The sequence below is a fragment of the Cupriavidus sp. FW305-26 genome (genome assembly GCF_058787975.1).
Genome location: NZ_JBYTAH010000017.1, coordinates 41,035 through 56,132 on the forward strand (window position 1 = coordinate 41,035; position 15,098 = coordinate 56,132).

The window sequence follows — 15,098 nt, forward strand, 5'->3', positions numbered from 1 at the left end:
TGTGGAGACTGCAATGTTGGGGCAACAAATGAGCACAGCTTCGCCGCCCCGTTCCACTCCGAACGGATTGATCACCCTGCTGTTTCACCTGAGTCACGCAGCATCTCAAGGACAGCTCGATCCTGTTCTCGTGCGTGAGCTCGGCAAGCGCATCTACACCGAGATTGATGCTTGCAAGGCGGACGACGCCAAGAGCCAGGTCGAGTTGAATCTGCTGTCAGAGGCAATGGCGCGATTTGAGGAGACTTTGCTGGCGGCGCGGAGCCACATGCTGATCGCGGCCATCCGGCGTGCAGGGAGCACTGAACGTCCGCACCGTGAAGCGGATCAAGCTCCCGGCACTCATGAAGGTGGCGCACCGCTACCTGAAAATCGTCCGTTCGATCCTTCGCCCGTCAGCGGCCGCTGCACGGATTATCTCGGGCGGCTCGCCACGCTCGGCCAAGGTGGTCCGCCCTTGGGATGACGGCACCGGCAAGGAAAAGGAGCGGGACTCCTAATTGGGGACTGGCTCTTGGCTGCAACCGCTCTTCGTTTTGGAGATGGTCATGACCACTATGTCACTCGCGCCCACGGTCGTTTCACGAACATACTCTGTCGGTCGTGCGCTTCTCGGCTCTCTTTTTTTATTTTCCGGACTCCTGAAGATTGGCAGCTTCGCGGCCTATTCTGCGTGGATTGCCAGCGCTGAACTGCCGAGCCCGGATTTGCTGCTGGTGCTAACCATCGCAGTTGAAATTGGTGGTGGACTGACTTTGATCTCGGGCTGGAGCGCACGCTTGGGCGCGCTGCTTCTTGCACTGTTCCTGGTACCCACCACCATCATCTTCCATGGCTTCTGGCGCGCCGATCCCGCAGACTTCATGAATCAGCTTAACCACATTCTGAAGAATGTCTCAATCCTGGGCGGCATGCTGGTGGTATTCGCCATTGAATCGTCACGTATGCAAGCAAGAGTCCCATAAGATGGCTGCCTGGTACGCACCTGGCGCCCGCCACCTTGCGAGATGAGAATCGCCATGAGCAACGAAGCAGAGAAGAACCGCCTCGACGAAGCGCAGGCGGGCCACGTGTGGTTGCGGTTGACGACCCGGGCGCCGGGCGCGGGCATCCACGCCCAGTGGCATTGTCCTGGAAGCGGATTCTGACATTAAAGCGCGGCGCCAGTTTTTTTCATGCGCGCCACGTCTTCCGTGCCGACGCCACCGGAAAGGATCCCGGCCGATTCGCGGATCTGCGCGGTGCCTGGAGCGGCAATTCCTGCGCATGGCACAGGGCCATGGCGGTCGCCGCCAAGGTCAGTGCCATTGCCTGGTGGAATAGGGTTGAATGCATGTGGCGTTCCTCGTCAGCAAGCCAAAGGGATGGGACGTTCAAGTCTTCAGACGTGATGCTTGCACTCACAACTTCTGTGGACGGAAGGACCAAGTTCGATTGGCTGGCGAGAATCGTTGGGGCGGGGTCGCCATAAGGGCGCTCCGTGTGCAACGACGCCGAAGTCATTTCGATGGCATCTATCAGTGGCAGAATAAGCGGACCGCCGATCGCCCGAACTACATCGACTATGTGTCCTGCATCTGATGCCCCCGGTTCGTCCACCCCGCCGGATACCGGCAGGGCCAATGACGTGGCGCTGACACGAAGCCAACGGCTCGGGCGAGATGTGATCGCCGGCTGCTCTATTGCCGGTCTGCTTCTGCCGGAAGCCGTTGCATACGCCGGCATCGCCAATCTGCCTGCGCAAGCTGGCTTGGTCGGCCTGCTAGTCGGGCTGGTGATATACGGCATTGTGGGCACGAGCCGCTTCGCGGTGGTGTCGGCCACCTCATCTTCCGCTGCGGTGCTGGCCGCGGCCACGCTGTCGACGAGCGGTGCCGATGCCGCGCTGCGCCTGGCGCTCGCCGCCGGGTTCGTGACGCTGGCCGGTGTCTTCCTGGTGCTGGCGGGCATAGCGCGTTTGGGCGGCATTACCGACTTCATTGCCAAGCCGGTGCTGCGCGGCTTCACATTCGGACTAGCGGTCATTATCATTCTCAGGCAAATTTCGAGCATCGCCGGGATCCACCCGACGCACAGCGACCTGCCACGTTTCACTTACCAGTTCCTGCACGAATCGGCGGGTTGGAACGTCAATGCGCTCGCCGCGTGCCTGGCGGCGCTGGCTTTGTTGTTCGCGCTGGCGCGCTTGCGGCGGGTGCCGGGACCGCTGGTGGTGATCGTGCTGGGCATCACAGCAGCCTATGCCACCGATCTGTCGTACTACGGCATTGCCGAAGTGGGCACGATTGATCTGGCAAATGTCACCATCGGCCTGCCCGACCTGCAGCGCGTACAGTGGTTGCGCGTTGGCGAGCTCGCCTTCGCGCTGGTGCTGATCCTGTATGCGGAATCGTACGGCTCGATCCGCAGCTTTGCGCTCAAGTACGGTGATGTGACCTCACCCAACCGCGACCTGGTCGCACTGGGTCTGGCCAATATTGGCTCCGGTTTGCTACATGGCATGGCAGTCGGGGCGGGCTATTCCGCCACGTCTGCAAATGAAGCAGCCGGCGCACAGTCTCGCCTGGCGGGTTGGTGCGCCGCAGCAGTCATCGCGCTGATTGTTGCCGCGCTGCTGCCGCAGCTTGCACGCACGCCCGAACCCGTGCTCGCGGCAATCGTGATACATGCCGTGAGCCATACGTTGCGTCTCGATGCATTCAGGCCCTACTGGACATGGCGCCGCGACCGGCTGCTGGTGGTTGCCGCATGTGTCGCCGTGGTCCTGCTTGGCGTGCTAGACGGACTGCTGGTGGCAATCGGGATCAGCCTGATGCTGACACTGCGTAGCTTCTCCGAACCAAGAGTCAGCGAATTGGGGCGCCTTGGCTCTAGCCACGACTACGTTGACATCGCGGCTCACCCTGAGGCCCGGACTCTGTCGGGCGTGCTGATCGTTCGACCGGAAGCGCCGATGTTCTTCGCCAATGCGGAACGCATGCTGGCCAGGGCGCGACACCTGCACGAGGCAGCCGGGCCGGGGCTCCATACGCTTGTTTTCAGCATGGAGGAGACGCCGGACATCGATGGCTCGACGATCGAGGCGCTGCATACTTTCGCGTCCGAGGTGGCCGCCAACGGCCAGCGCCTGCTGCTGGTGCGGCTTAAGCCACCCGTGCTGGCTGTCCTGACACGCGCGGCCAGCGAAACGCTGCCGCGCGAGTCACTGCATGAACTGAGCGTGGATGAGTGCGTCCGGTCACTGGGCCAGACGTGGGAACCTGCTTAGGGTGGCCTGAAGCTGTCATCGGTGGCAAACGCCCAGGACCCCCTCGAAGTCAACGGCAAGCCGCTCGCAGAGTTGTTTTGCGTGACATGCGTCCCCGACAGGGTAGCGCCGCGGGACGCCCTATGCCGTGATGACCCGCGACGTGCTGGACTACGCCTGGAAGATGTCCAGATACCGCTTTGAGAGGTAGTCAGAGATCTTTGCACGCGCCTTGGGGGCTTGACCGATCACGCTCAATATCCTCGCGCTTGACCCCGGCCGCAGCGGCATCTGAACGGGAGGGCTTCAATCCGGCCCTGGGGTTCTACCGCCAACCTGTTCCGCTGGCCGGCGATAGTCACCGAAGAACCCGATTTCACTCCCACTCGATCGTCGCCGGCGGTTTCCCCGACACGTCATACACAACCCGGTTCAGGCCACGTACTTCGTTAATGATCCGGTTAGAGCAACGGCCCAGCAGCGCATACGGCAGGTGCGCCCAGTGCGCGGTCATGAAATCGGTGGTCTGCACCGCGCGCAGCGCCACGACGTAGTCGTAGGTGCGGCCGTCGCCCATCACGCCCACGGACTTGACCGGCAGGAACACGGCGAAGGCCTGGCTGGTCAGGTCGTACCAGCTCTTGCCGACCAGGTCCGGCTCGCACAGGCCCGCGGCGGCGTCCTGTTCGGTGGCGATGGTCTTGCGCAGTTCTTCGATGAAGATGGCATCGGCGCGGCGCAGCAGGTCGGCGTAGTCGCGCTTGACCTCGCCCAGGATGCGCACGCCCAGGCCCGGGCCCGGGAACGGGTGGCGGTAGACCATTTCCGGCGGCAGGCCCAGGGCCACGCCGAGCTCGCGCACTTCGTCCTTGAACAGGTCGCGCAGCGGCTCGAGCAGCTTCAGGCCCAGCGTTTCCGGCAGGCCGCCGACGTTGTGGTGGCTCTTGATGGTGGTGGCCTTCTTGGTCTTGGTGCCACCCGACTCCACCACGTCCGGATAGATCGTGCCCTGCGCCAGCCACTTTGCATTGGACAGCTTCCTGGCCTCGGCCTGGAACACTTCCACGAACTCGCGGCCGATGATCTTGCGCTTCTGCTCGGGATCGGTCACGCCGGCCAGGTGGCCGAGGAACTGTTCGGAGGCGTCGATATGCACGACCTTGGCGTGCAGGCGGCCGACAAACATTTCCATCACCAGCTTGCCTTCGTCCTGGCGCAGCAGGCCGTGGTCGACGAACACGCAGGTGAGCTGATCGCCAATGGCGCGGTGGATCAGCGCCGCGGCCACCGACGAGTCGACGCCGCCGGACAGGCCCAGGATGACCTCTTCATCGCCGACCTGCTCGCGAATCTTGGCGACGGCTTCCTCGATATGGTCGCGCATGACCCAGTCAGGCTTGCAGCCGGCGATGCCGAGCACGAAGCGCTCCAGCATCTGGCGGCCCTTGGCGGTATGCGTGACCTCGGGGTGGAACTGCACCGCGTAGTAGCCGCGCGCCTCGTCGGCCATGCCGGCGATCGGGCAGCTGGGGGTGGAGGCCATCAGCTTGAAGCCCGGCGGCAGCCCGGCAACCTTGTCGCCGTGGCTCATCCAGACCTTGAGCATGCCATGGCCTTCCGGCGTGCGGAAATCCTCGATGTCCTTGAGCAGGTTGGTGTGGCCATGGGCGCGCACCTCGGCGTAGCCGAATTCGCGGTGGTCGCTCCACTCGACCTTGCCGCCCAGCTGCACGGCCATGGTCTGCATGCCGTAGCAGATGCCCAGCACCGGCACGCCCAGGTCCCACACGGCCTGCGGCGCGCGCAGCTGGTGGTCTTCATAGGTGCTGGCGTGGCTGCCGGACAGGATGACGGCCTTGGGGGCGAACTCGCGGACGAAGTCGTCGGAGACGTCGTTCGGGTGGATCTCGCAATAGACGTGCGCCTCGCGGACGCGGCGGGCGATCAGCTGCGTGACCTGCGAGCCGAAATCAAGAATGAGGATTTTGTCGTGCATGATGGGCCGATGGCGTGTCTTCCGGGATGGGCTCGGTCACGACTTCCGTGCCGGGGCCATAGCCCGGCGGCGGCGTGATGACCGGCTCGCGCCGGTATTCTGGGGTATTCGTTGGGCGCGCCGCGGGGGCGACGCCGGGTTCCTTGCGGACTTCCTTCTTGTGTTCCTGTTCCTGCAGCGCACGCTCGGCCTTCAGCTGCCTTTCGCGGTTGCGCACGCGCCTGGAAGCGGGAATCTGCACCAGCGCAAAAAACGCCAGCACCACTGCCATCACCGGCAGCCAGATCTTGCCCGCGCCGACCAGCGGCAGTTCCATGAACACCATCCAGGCAATGATCAGCACTGCGCTGGCCAGGTTCACATAGCCGGCCGTGCGCGCCACTGGCACCGTCAGCTGGCCGTTGAACGTTGCCTGCCACAACAGCGCGGCCAGGCCGACCAGTGCCACGCCCAGCAGCTGCCCGAACAGGGCCGGTTGCGGCTGCGGCAACTGCAGCGCCGCATACAGCGTGGTGAACGGGGACATCAACAGCAGGATGCCCAGCATCAAATCCACCAGGGCATCAAAAAACAGCACGGCTCGCAGCAATACCTTCATTGGCGCTCCTCGTCATGGGCCCGGCCGATGGTGCGGCCGGCGGGTGCGGCCCACGTTCAGGCAACACCGGCTTGGCGAGCGGCCGGCCGGATGGCATTCCGGTCAGGCGAAGGCGCCGCCCGCGGCAATGCGCCCTCGCCCCGACGATCTTGCGGCCGCGCACCGCCGCGAGGCGGCGGGCGCAGCCGCTGCGCGTCAGTCGATATGGTAGTTCGGCGCTTCCTTGGTGATCTGCACGTCGTGCACGTGCGATTCACGCATGCCGGCTGCCGTGATCTGGACGAACTGGGCGCTCTCGTGCCAGTCGGCAATCGACTTGCTGCCGCAATAGCCCATCGAGGCACGCACGCCGCCGGTCAGCTGGTGGATGATCGCCATCACCGAGCCCTTGTACGGCACGCGGCCTTCGATGCCTTCCGGCACCAGCTTGTCGACGTTGGCGGTGTTGTCTTCCTGGAAGTAGCGGTCTGCCGCGCCATCCTTCATCGCACCCACCGAACCCATGCCGCGGTAGCTCTTGAACGAACGGCCCTGGAACAGGAAGGTTTCGCCCGGCGCTTCCTCGGTACCCGAGAACATGCCGCCCATCATCACGGTGTGGGCGCCGGCCGCCAGGGCCTTGGCCACATCGCCGGAGTAGCGCACGCCGCCGTCAGCGATCAGCGGCACGCCGGTGCCCTTGAGGGCCTCGGCCACGTTGGAAACCGCCGTGATCTGGGGCACGCCCACGCCGGCAACGATACGCGTGGTGCAGATCGAGCCCGGGCCGATGCCGACCTTGACGCCGTCGGCGCCATGCTCGACCAGCGCACGCGCGGCATCGCCGGTGGCGATATTGCCGCCAACCACCTGCACCTGCGGGAAGTTCTGCTTGACCCAGCGCACGCGGTCCAGCACGCCCTGGCTATGGCCGTGCGCCGTATCCACCACAATCACATCGACGCCGGCCTTGACCAGCAGTTCGACGCGCTCGTCGTTGTCCGGGCCCACGCCGACCGCGGCGCCTACGCGCAGCTGGCCGCGCTCGTCCTTGCTGGCGAGCGGATTGTCCACTGCCTTCTGGATATCCTTCACCGTGATCAGGCCGCGCAGCTCGAAAGCCTGGTTGACCACCAGCACGCGCTCAAGGCGGTGGCGGTTCATCAGGCGCTTGGCTTCTTCCAGTGTCGCGCCTTCGGCCACGGTCACCAGCTTTTCGCGGGGCGTCATCTTGGCGCGCACCGGGGCGTCGAGCTCTTCCTCGAAGCGCAGGTCGCGGTTGGTGATGATGCCGACCACGGCCTTGCCTTCCAGCACCGGGAAGCCGGAAATGCCATGTTGCTGCGACAGCGCGATCACATCGCGGACCTTCATGTCCGGCGAAATGGTGATCGGATCACGCAGCACGCCCGACTCATAGCGCTTCACGCGCGCGACTTCGCGGGCCTGGTCGGCGGGCTTCAGGTTCTTGTGGACGATGCCGATACCGCCGGCCTGCGCCATGGAAATCGCCAGGCGGGCTTCCGTCACTGTGTCCATCGCCGCGGATACCAGCGGGATGTTCAGTTCAATGGAGCGGGTCAGGCTGGTGCGGAGGGAGACATCCCGGGGAAGAACGGCCGAATAGGCCGGGACGAGCAGCACGTCATCGAATGTGAGTGCTTTCTGGACAAGACGCATAGCAAATCCTCTAGGCGCAAAACCGAATTATACAGGAATGCGCGCTTTGCTGATGCACTGCAATGGGCTTTCCTGGAAGCGGTCTGCTATGCTCGTCGTCCTTTTATTCGGGCGAACGCGAAGCATGGGAATCGGCGTATTGTGCGGGCTGCTGGCAGGCGCCTTCTGGGGCATGGTCTTTATCGCCCCCAAGCTGCTGCCCGTGTTCTCGCCGTGGGAGCTGGCCATCGGCCGCTACCTGGCCTACGGCCTGGTCGCCTTCGTGGCCGCGCTGCCGCTGATGAAGCGCATCGCGCGCAAGCTGACCCGGGCGGACTGCGTGGCGCTGCTGCGCCAGGCCTTCACCGGCAACCTGCTCTACTACGTGCTGCTGGCCTTCGGCGTGCAGCTCGCCGGGGTGGGCCCCACCTCCCTGATCATCGGCATCCTGCCGATCTCGGTCACCATCATGGGCCGGCGCGACCACGGCGCCGTGCCGCTGTCGCGGCTGATGTGGCCGCTGCTGGTGGTGGCCGCCGGCATCGCCTGCATCAATATCGACCTGTTCGGCGGCGGCCAGAGCGCCCACGCGGCGGCAGCCGGCGCGGCAATCCGGCCGGTCTGGCAGAAACTGGCCGGGGTCTGCTGCGCGGCCGGCGCGCTGGTCTGCTGGACGCTCTACGCGGTCGATAACGCACGCTACCTGCAGCGCAACCCGCACTACAGCGGCAATGAATGGTCGGCGCTGTACGGGTTGTCGACCGGCGCGGTGTCGGCGGTGCTGGCCGTGATCGGCTGGGTGCTGGCGGGCGACACGCTGACCGCGGGCGACAGCGGCCGTGACTGGCAGTGGTTCTGGATGGTCAATGCCGCAGTGGCGCTGGGTGCGTCGCTGATTGGCAACAACCTGTGGAACATCGCCAGCCGGCGCCTGCCGCTGACGCTGTCGGGCCAGATGATCGTGTTCGAGACGCTGTTCGCGCTGGCCTACGGCTTTGTCTTCGACCACCGCTGGCCGCGGCCGCTGGAAATCGCCGCCATTGTGTTGCTGATGGTCGGCGTGGCCTGGTCGGTGCGCTTGCACGCCACCGACAAGTCTGCGTAGACTAGCGAACGATGGCGCGGGGGTCACACGCGCCACGAACAACAGCTTTACCAGGGTCAAACCGGCGCTACGCACCTGATACCGGGCGGACGCCAAGCCATCGCCGCGGCTGTCCTGCCGCGGCATCGCCATGCGCGCAGCCGGCGGCCCAGCACGATTCCAGCCGCACCAGTTACTTCCGAGTCACTTTAAGACGCCTCGCCATGAAACGATCGTCCGCGCTGTGCCTGCTTGCCGCCGCCACTTTCGCCGTTCCCGTCCAGGCCCTTGCCTACTGGCAATGGCGCGACGCCAACGGCCGCATGGTCTACAGCGACGTGCCGCCGTCAGCGGCGGCAGCCAGGGTGCTGCGTGCCCCGGGCCGCTTTGCCGGCGAGCTCCAGCCGGTGGAGGCCGCCAATGCCGGGGCGCCCGCCCCTGCCCCGGCTCCGGCCAAGGCCTCGGCCAAGCCCGCCGCGGCCCCGGCGCCGACCCCCGAAGAAGCCTTCCAGAAGCGCCGCGAGGCCAGCCTGAAAGCCGCCACCGAAGAGGCCCGCAAGGAAAGCGAGGCGGCCGAGCGCGAGGCCCGCTGCGCGCAGCTGCGCAACTACGCCAACGGCCTGCAGCAAGGCATGCGCGCCGCGGTGGCGGGTCCGGACGGTTCGCTGCAACACCTGAACAGCGACCAACGCCAGGCCGAGGTGCTCAAGACCAACGCCAGCCTCGAGAAGAACTGCAGCTGAAACCAAAGAAAAACGGGGCGCATCGGCCCCGTTTGCATGCCTGGCAGGCTCGGCTCAGCCGCTGCCGCGCAACCACTTCTGGCCTTCGCGCGTGCCGCCCGCGCGCTGCTTCTGCACCCGCTTGCGGCGCGCCTGCTTGGGATCGGCGGTCAAGGGCCGGTAAACCTCCACGCGGTCGCCTTCGCGCACCACCGTCTCCGGCGTCTTGAGCTTGCCGAAGATGCCCACCCGCATGGTCGACGGGTCCACCTCCGGACAGGCCTGCTGCAGCCCGGAGCCGACTATGGCCGCGGCAATCGTGGTGCCGGCTGGCACGTCGATCTCCTTCAGGAAGACGCTATCGGGCCGCGCATAGCAGACCGCGATATGCACCGTCCCCGCGCCGGCGTCAGTTGGCGACATAGACCACCTCGGCCCGCTTGACGAAGGCGTCGACAAAGGTATTGGCAATCATGCTGAAGACCGGGCCGATGATTTTTTCCAGCAGCAGGCTGGAAAACTCATAGTGCAGGTGGAATTCGATCTTGCAGGCGTCTTCGCGCAGGGGCGTAAAGCGCCATGCGCCGTTGAAGGTCTTGAACGGCCCGTCGGCAAAGGTCATGTCGATACGGGTGGGGCGTTCCTGCGTATTGCGGGTGTGGAAGAACTGCTGGATCCCCTTGAAGTGGATATGGATCTTGGCGTCGAGCATGGTATCGGTCTGCTCGAACACCTCCACGCCACCGCACCATGGAAGGAACTTGGGATAGTCCTCCACGCGCGTGACCAGGTCGTACATCTGCGCGGCCGAGTAGCCGAGCAGTACGGATTTATGGACGTCTGCCATGTATGGGAAAATCTGGCTTGCGGCCATGCCGCACGCTGTGCGCGGCAGGCATGCGCCTGTGCCGGGGCTGGTTTGCTAGAATTCGGATTTTAGCCGACACGCGCGCCCCGCGGCATCCTGCCATGTGGCGCCGCAGCGAAACGGCTGAATTCCACCCTACCGCACCCCACCCGCACGCATGACCATTGCAGATAACAAAAAGGCCTTCTTCGATTACTTCATCGAGGAGCGCTATGAGGCCGGGATCGTGCTGGAAGGCTGGGAGGTCAAGGCAATCCGCGCCGGGCGGGTGCAGATCAAGGAGGGCTACGTGGTGGTGCGCGACGCCGAGATGTTCCTGATCGGCGCCCATATCAGTCCGCTGCAAAGCGCCTCCACCCACGTCAATCCCGACCCGGTGCGCACCCGCAAGCTGCTGCTCAAGGCCGACGAGATCAAGAAGCTGATCGGCAAGGTCGAGCAGCGCGGCTACACGCTGGTCCCGCTGAACCTGCACTACACGCGCGGCCGCGTCAAATGCGAGATCGGCCTGGCCAAGGGCAAGAAGCAGTTCGACAAGCGCGAGACCGAGAAACAGCGCGACTGGCAGCGCGAGAAGGCCCGCATCATGAAGGGCGACGCCAAGGACTGAGCCCCGGCGCCGCGCTGCCGCGGCGTGTCCGTCAGCCCCTTCAGGCAGCCTTCTGCTGCCCCTTCACGATCTGCAGGGCGGCCGCGATCATGCTGCTCATGTCGCCCATATTGCCCGGCACGATCAGCGTATTGCCCTGCTTGGCCAGGTTGCCGAACGCGGCCACGTATTCCTCGGCCACCTTCAGGTTGACCGCATCCATGCCACCTTCGGTGCGGATCGCATTGCCGATCTTCTGGATCGCCTGCGCGTTGGCCTCGGCCACCGCCAGGATCGCGCTCGCCTCGCCCTGGGCCGTGTTGATGGCGGCCTGCCGCTCGCCCTCTGACTTCTGGATCGCCGCCTCGCGCGCGCCCGTGGCCAGGTTGATCTGCTCCTGGCGCTTGCCCTCCGACGCCGCGATCAGCGCGCGCTTTTCACGTTCGGCGGTAATCTGCGCCTGCATCGCGTGCAGGATCTCCTTGGGCGGGGTCAGGTCCTTGATCTCGTAGCGCAGCACCTTGACGCCCCAGTTGGATGCGGCCTCGTCCAGCGCGTTGACCACGCTGTGGTTGATGAACTCGCGCTCCTCGAAGGTCTTGTCGAGCTCCAGCTTGCCGATCACCGAGCGCAGCGTGGTCTGCGACAGCTGCGTGATCGCCACCACGAAATTGCTCGATCCATACGATGCCTTCATCGGGTCCGTGACCTGGAAGTACAGCACGCCATCGACCTGCAGCTGGGTGTTGTCCTTGGTGATGCAGACCTGGCTGGGCACGTCCAGCGGGATTTCCTTGAGCACGTGCTTGTAGGCGACGCGGTCGACGAACGGCACCACGATCGACAGCCCCGGCGTCAGCGTCGCGTGATAGCGGCCCAGGCGCTCGAGCACCCAGGCATGCTGCTGCGGCACGATCTTGATGCCCTTGGCAATCAGCACGATAACGGCAATGAGGATGATCAGCGGCAACAAACCAAGCTGAAATGCGAGCATGTAACGACCCTCCAGACAGAAGACAGCAGTACGGAGCCGCCAGGCGGCGGCAGACGGATCGCAGCGCGACAATTGCCGCGCTGCGCAATAAGACAGCGTTTCAGCGGGGAGACACGACCAGGGTGCTGCCGCGCACCGCGACGATGCGGTGGCGTCCTGGTGCGGCGGCACAGTTGGGCGCCAGCTCCACGGTCCAGTCGGCGCCGCGGTACGGCACGCGGGCGCGCCCGTTGGCGTCCCAGCCGGGCACGTCCAGCTCCTGGCCGATATCGATATTGACGTTGGGATCGGCGGCGGCGTTGCCGCGCCGCAGCTTGCCAAAGCGGGTGCGGCGCAGGCCGGCGATCAGCACCGCAGCGACCAGCGCCGCCACCAGTGTCTGCGCGGCCGGCGACAATCCCAGCAAGGCCCCCACGCCGCCGGCGGCCAGCCCCACCGCCACCATCAGCAGGTAGAAGGTGCCGGTGTTCATCTCGATGATCACCAGCGCGACCGCTGCCACGAACCAGATGTAGTACGCCATCCAAGCTCCCGTTCGTCCAGATACATCCCGAAAAGTAAAAACCCCGCAGCGCCTTTCAGCGTCTGCGGGGCAGTAGCAACACCTGACGCAGGGCCGGTGCCTGCCGGCTGCCAGAAGGCGCCGGCAATGTCGTTATTGTGACGTCAAATGCTTCAGGAAGCCAGCTTTTGCCAGGTCTCGACCACCGAGTCCGGGTTCAGCGAGATCGACTTGATGCCTTCCTTGGCCAGCCATTCGGCAAAGTCCGGATGGTCCGAAGGGCCCTGGCCGCAGATGCCGACGTACTTGTCCAGGCGGAGGCAGGCCTCGATGGCGCGCGACAGCATGAACCGCACTGCCGGATCGCGTTCGTCGAAGTCCTTGGCCAGCAGCTCCATGCCGGAGTCGCGGTCCAGGCCCAGCGTGAGCTGGGTCAGGTCGTTCGAGCCGATCGAGAAGCCGTCGAAGTACTGCAGGAACTCTTCGGCCAGGATCGCATTCGACGGCACTTCGCACATCATGATGACGCGCAGGCCGTTCTCACCCCGCTTCAGGCCGTGCTTGGCCAGCAGCTCGATGACCTTCTCGGCCTGGCCCAGCGTACGCACGAACGGCACCATGATCTCGACGTTGGTCAGGCCCATTTCGTCGCGCACGCGCTTCATGGCCTTGCATTCCATCTCGAACGCTTCGGCAAAGTCGTCGGCGATGTAGCGCGAGGCGCCGCGGAAGCCCAGCATCGGGTTTTCCTCGTCCGGCTCGTAGCGCGAACCGCCGATCAGCTTCTTGTACTCGTTGGACTTGAAGTCCGACAGGCGCACGATCACGGGCTTCGGGTAGAAGGCCGCGCCGATGGTGGCGATGCCCTCGGCCAGCTTGTCGACGTAGAACGCGCGCGGGCTGGCATGGCCGCGGGCCACGCTTTCCACGGCCTTCTTCAGGTCGGCATCGACTTGCGGGTAGTCGAGGATGGCCTTCGGGTGGACGCCGATGTTGTTGTTGATGATGAATTCCAGGCGGGCCAGGCCGACGCCGCAGTTCGGGATCTGCGCGAAGTCGAACGCCAGCTGCGGGTTGCCCACGTTCATCATCAGCTTGACATCGATTTCCGGCATATCGCCACGCTGGACTTCGGTCACTTCGGTTTCCAGCAGGCCGTCATAGATGCGGCCTTCGTCGCCTTCGGCGCACGATACCGTCACCAGCGTGCCGTCCTTGAGGATGTCGGTGGCATCGCCGCAGCCGACCACGGCCGGCACGCCCAGTTCACGCGCGATGATGGCCGCGTGGCAGGTACGGCCGCCACGGTTGGTGACGATGGCCGAGGCGCGCTTCATCACCGGCTCCCAGTTCGGGTCGGTCATGTCAGCCACCAGCACGTCGCCGGGCTGCACGCGTTCCATCTCGGACGGGTCGTTGATCACGCGCACCGGGCCGGTGCCGATCTTCTGGCCGATGGCGCGGCCGCTGGTCAGCACGGGAGCGGTGCCCTTGAGCTTGAAGCGCAGCTCGGCCTTGCCGGCGGACTGGCTCTTCACCGTTTCCGGGCGGGCCTGCAGGATGTAGATCTTGCCATCCTTGCCGTCCTTGCCCCACTCGATGTCCATCGGGCGGCCATAGTGCTTCTCGATGATCATCGCGTAGCGGGACAGCTCGGTCACGTCCTCGTCGCTGATCGAGTAGCGGTTGCGCAGTTCGCCCGGCACGTCGACGGTCTTCACGCGGCCGGCTTCGCCCGGCTTGGTGAATTCCATCTTGATCAGCTTGGAGCCGATCGAGCGGCGGATGATCGGGTACTTGCCGGCCTGCAGCGTCGGCTTGAAGACGTAGAACTCGTCCGGGTTGACCGCGCCCTGCACCACCGTTTCGCCCAGGCCGTAGCTGGAGGTGATGAAGACCACGTCGGGGAAGCCGGATTCGGTGTCGATGGTGAACATCACGCCCGAAGCGGCCAGGTCCGAACGGACCATGCGCTGGATACCGGCGGACAGTGCCACCACGTCATGGGCAAAGCCCTTGTGCACGCGGTAGGAAATGGCGCGGTCGTTGTACAGCGACGCAAACACGTGCTTGATCTTGTCGAGCACGTCGTCGATGCCGCTGACGTTCAGGTAGGACTCCTGCTGGCCGGCGAACGAGGCGTCGGGCAGGTCTTCGGCGGTGGCCGACGAACGCACGGCGAACGAGGCCTCGGCGCCTTCGCGCTCGGCCACGCGGGCGTAGGATTCACGGATTTCCTGTTCCAGGCGCGGCTGGAACGGCGCGGAGGCGACCCACTCGCGGATCTCGGCACCGGCCTCGGCCAGCGCCTTGACGTCGTCGACGTTCAGGGTCTTCAGGCGCTGGGAAATGCGCTCGGTCAGGTTGTTGTGGGCAAGGAAGTCGCGGAAGGCGAGCGCGGTGGTGGCAAAGCCGCCGGGAACCCGGACGCCGGCCTCCGCCAGCTGGGAGATCATCTCGCCCAGCGACGAATTCTTACCGCCGACGATTTCCACGTCAGCCATGCGCAACTGCTCGAACGGCAACACGTAGGCGCCGTTATCTGCCTGGTTAGTCATGAGAGCCTCAAAACAAAGTAGAAAACTTGTCGCGCATGTCCGGTATGTTCTTGGAGTTCTGTTCCCGGACTGATCGCTTGGCTAAGCAACCCCGAACTGGCGCTGCGGACCTGGCGCTACGGCTCTCATCGCGTAGCGCAGATTGTCGACAATTCCGGGCCCGGATTGTTCCATGGACAGGCACCCTGCGGAATTGCTTAGCGAAAAGATCGCCGCTATTCTACCGTGCTGCGCCGCACTTTTCTGCGGAAGATTGAATCTATTTATTTATTGCGCCATCCCCATGTCCCTGCCAGAAGCGC

15 protein-coding genes are annotated in these 15,098 nt (G+C 64.8%); 7 read left to right on the forward strand and 8 right to left on the reverse strand.

Annotation, left to right across the window (positions count from 1 at the left end):
* The first annotated feature begins 13 nt into the window (after positions 1–13).
* The 4 genes from AC3WQZ_RS12360 (at position 14) to AC3WQZ_RS12375 (ending at position 3,268) form a co-directional block, all read left to right on the forward strand.
* Entirely contained in the window at positions 14–466 is a 453-nt protein-coding gene (locus AC3WQZ_RS12360) for a hypothetical protein (protein WP_011615461.1), read from the forward strand.
* 82 nt (positions 467–548) lie between these two features.
* Complete coding sequence (locus AC3WQZ_RS12365) at positions 549–965, forward strand: DoxX family protein (RefSeq protein ID WP_231881343.1); 417 nt, start codon at positions 549–551, stop codon at positions 963–965.
* Positions 966–1,019: 54 nt separating this feature from the next.
* A complete protein-coding gene (locus AC3WQZ_RS12370) occupies positions 1,020–1,148 on the forward strand; it encodes a hypothetical protein (protein ID WP_256333822.1) in 129 nt (42 codons plus the stop codon).
* A gap of 416 nt (positions 1,149–1,564) precedes the next feature.
* Positions 1,565–3,268 carry a SulP family inorganic anion transporter gene (locus AC3WQZ_RS12375; RefSeq protein ID WP_492300645.1) on the forward strand — a complete coding sequence of 568 codons (1,704 nt, stop codon included), beginning with the start codon at positions 1,565–1,567 and terminating at the stop codon, positions 3,266–3,268.
* Between the two features lie 355 nt (positions 3,269–3,623).
* Here the strand turns inward: AC3WQZ_RS12375 and guaA are convergent, their stop codons facing one another.
* The 3 genes from guaA to guaB form a co-directional block, all read right to left on the reverse strand.
* Positions 3,624–5,243, reverse strand: coding sequence for a glutamine-hydrolyzing GMP synthase (gene guaA / locus AC3WQZ_RS12380; protein WP_492300634.1), 1,620 nt, complete (start codon positions 5,241–5,243; stop codon positions 3,624–3,626).
* Complete coding sequence (locus AC3WQZ_RS12385) at positions 5,218–5,841, reverse strand: membrane protein (protein WP_010809575.1); 624 nt, start codon at positions 5,839–5,841, stop codon at positions 5,218–5,220. Before AC3WQZ_RS12385 ends, guaA begins: the two co-directional genes overlap by 26 nt.
* 195 nt (positions 5,842–6,036) lie before the next feature.
* Positions 6,037–7,500, reverse strand: coding sequence for an IMP dehydrogenase (gene guaB / locus AC3WQZ_RS12390; RefSeq protein ID WP_010809576.1), 1,464 nt, complete (start codon positions 7,498–7,500; stop codon positions 6,037–6,039).
* A gap of 124 nt (positions 7,501–7,624) precedes the next feature.
* On the opposite strand from guaB, the gene AC3WQZ_RS12395 reads away from it, so the two are divergent.
* The gene (locus AC3WQZ_RS12395) at positions 7,625–8,584 is read left to right on the forward strand and encodes a DMT family transporter (RefSeq protein ID WP_041687398.1); all 960 of its coding nucleotides are present in this window, start codon (positions 7,625–7,627) and stop codon (positions 8,582–8,584) included.
* 203 nt (positions 8,585–8,787) lie between these two features.
* Positions 8,788–9,306 (forward strand): DUF4124 domain-containing protein, encoded by a 519-nt coding sequence (locus tag AC3WQZ_RS12400; RefSeq protein ID WP_492300635.1) that lies wholly within the window; start codon positions 8,788–8,790, stop codon positions 9,304–9,306.
* Between the two features lie 54 nt (positions 9,307–9,360).
* On the opposite strand, the gene AC3WQZ_RS12405 is transcribed toward AC3WQZ_RS12400, so the two are convergent.
* Positions 9,361–9,708: an RnfH family protein gene (locus tag AC3WQZ_RS12405; RefSeq protein ID WP_010809579.1), complete on the reverse strand. Its 348-nt coding sequence runs from the start codon at positions 9,706–9,708 to the stop codon at positions 9,361–9,363.
* A complete protein-coding gene (locus tag AC3WQZ_RS12410; protein ID WP_010809580.1) occupies positions 9,695–10,132 on the reverse strand; it encodes a type II toxin-antitoxin system RatA family toxin in 438 nt (145 codons plus the stop codon). The genes AC3WQZ_RS12405 and AC3WQZ_RS12410 overlap by 14 nt, the downstream gene beginning before the upstream one ends.
* A 178-nt stretch (positions 10,133–10,310) precedes the next feature.
* Here AC3WQZ_RS12410 and smpB point away from each other — a divergent pair, with 178 nt between their 5' ends.
* Positions 10,311–10,763, forward strand: a complete 453-nt coding sequence (gene smpB / locus AC3WQZ_RS12415) for an SsrA-binding protein SmpB (protein ID WP_010809581.1) — start codon at positions 10,311–10,313, stop codon at positions 10,761–10,763.
* 40 nt (positions 10,764–10,803) lie between these two features.
* Here the strand turns inward: smpB and AC3WQZ_RS12420 are convergent, their stop codons facing one another.
* From AC3WQZ_RS12420 to ppsA, 3 genes are all read right to left on the reverse strand, one after another.
* Positions 10,804–11,736, reverse strand: a complete 933-nt coding sequence (locus AC3WQZ_RS12420; protein ID WP_010809582.1) for an SPFH domain-containing protein — start codon at positions 11,734–11,736, stop codon at positions 10,804–10,806.
* 100 nt (positions 11,737–11,836) lie between these two features.
* Positions 11,837–12,259, reverse strand: coding sequence for an NfeD family protein (locus tag AC3WQZ_RS12425; protein ID WP_010809583.1), 423 nt, complete (start codon positions 12,257–12,259; stop codon positions 11,837–11,839).
* A 152-nt stretch (positions 12,260–12,411) separates the two neighbouring features.
* Positions 12,412–14,796 (reverse strand): phosphoenolpyruvate synthase, encoded by a 2,385-nt coding sequence (gene ppsA, locus AC3WQZ_RS12430; protein ID WP_010809584.1) that lies wholly within the window; start codon positions 14,794–14,796, stop codon positions 12,412–12,414.
* Between the last annotated feature and the right edge of the window lie 302 nt (positions 14,797–15,098).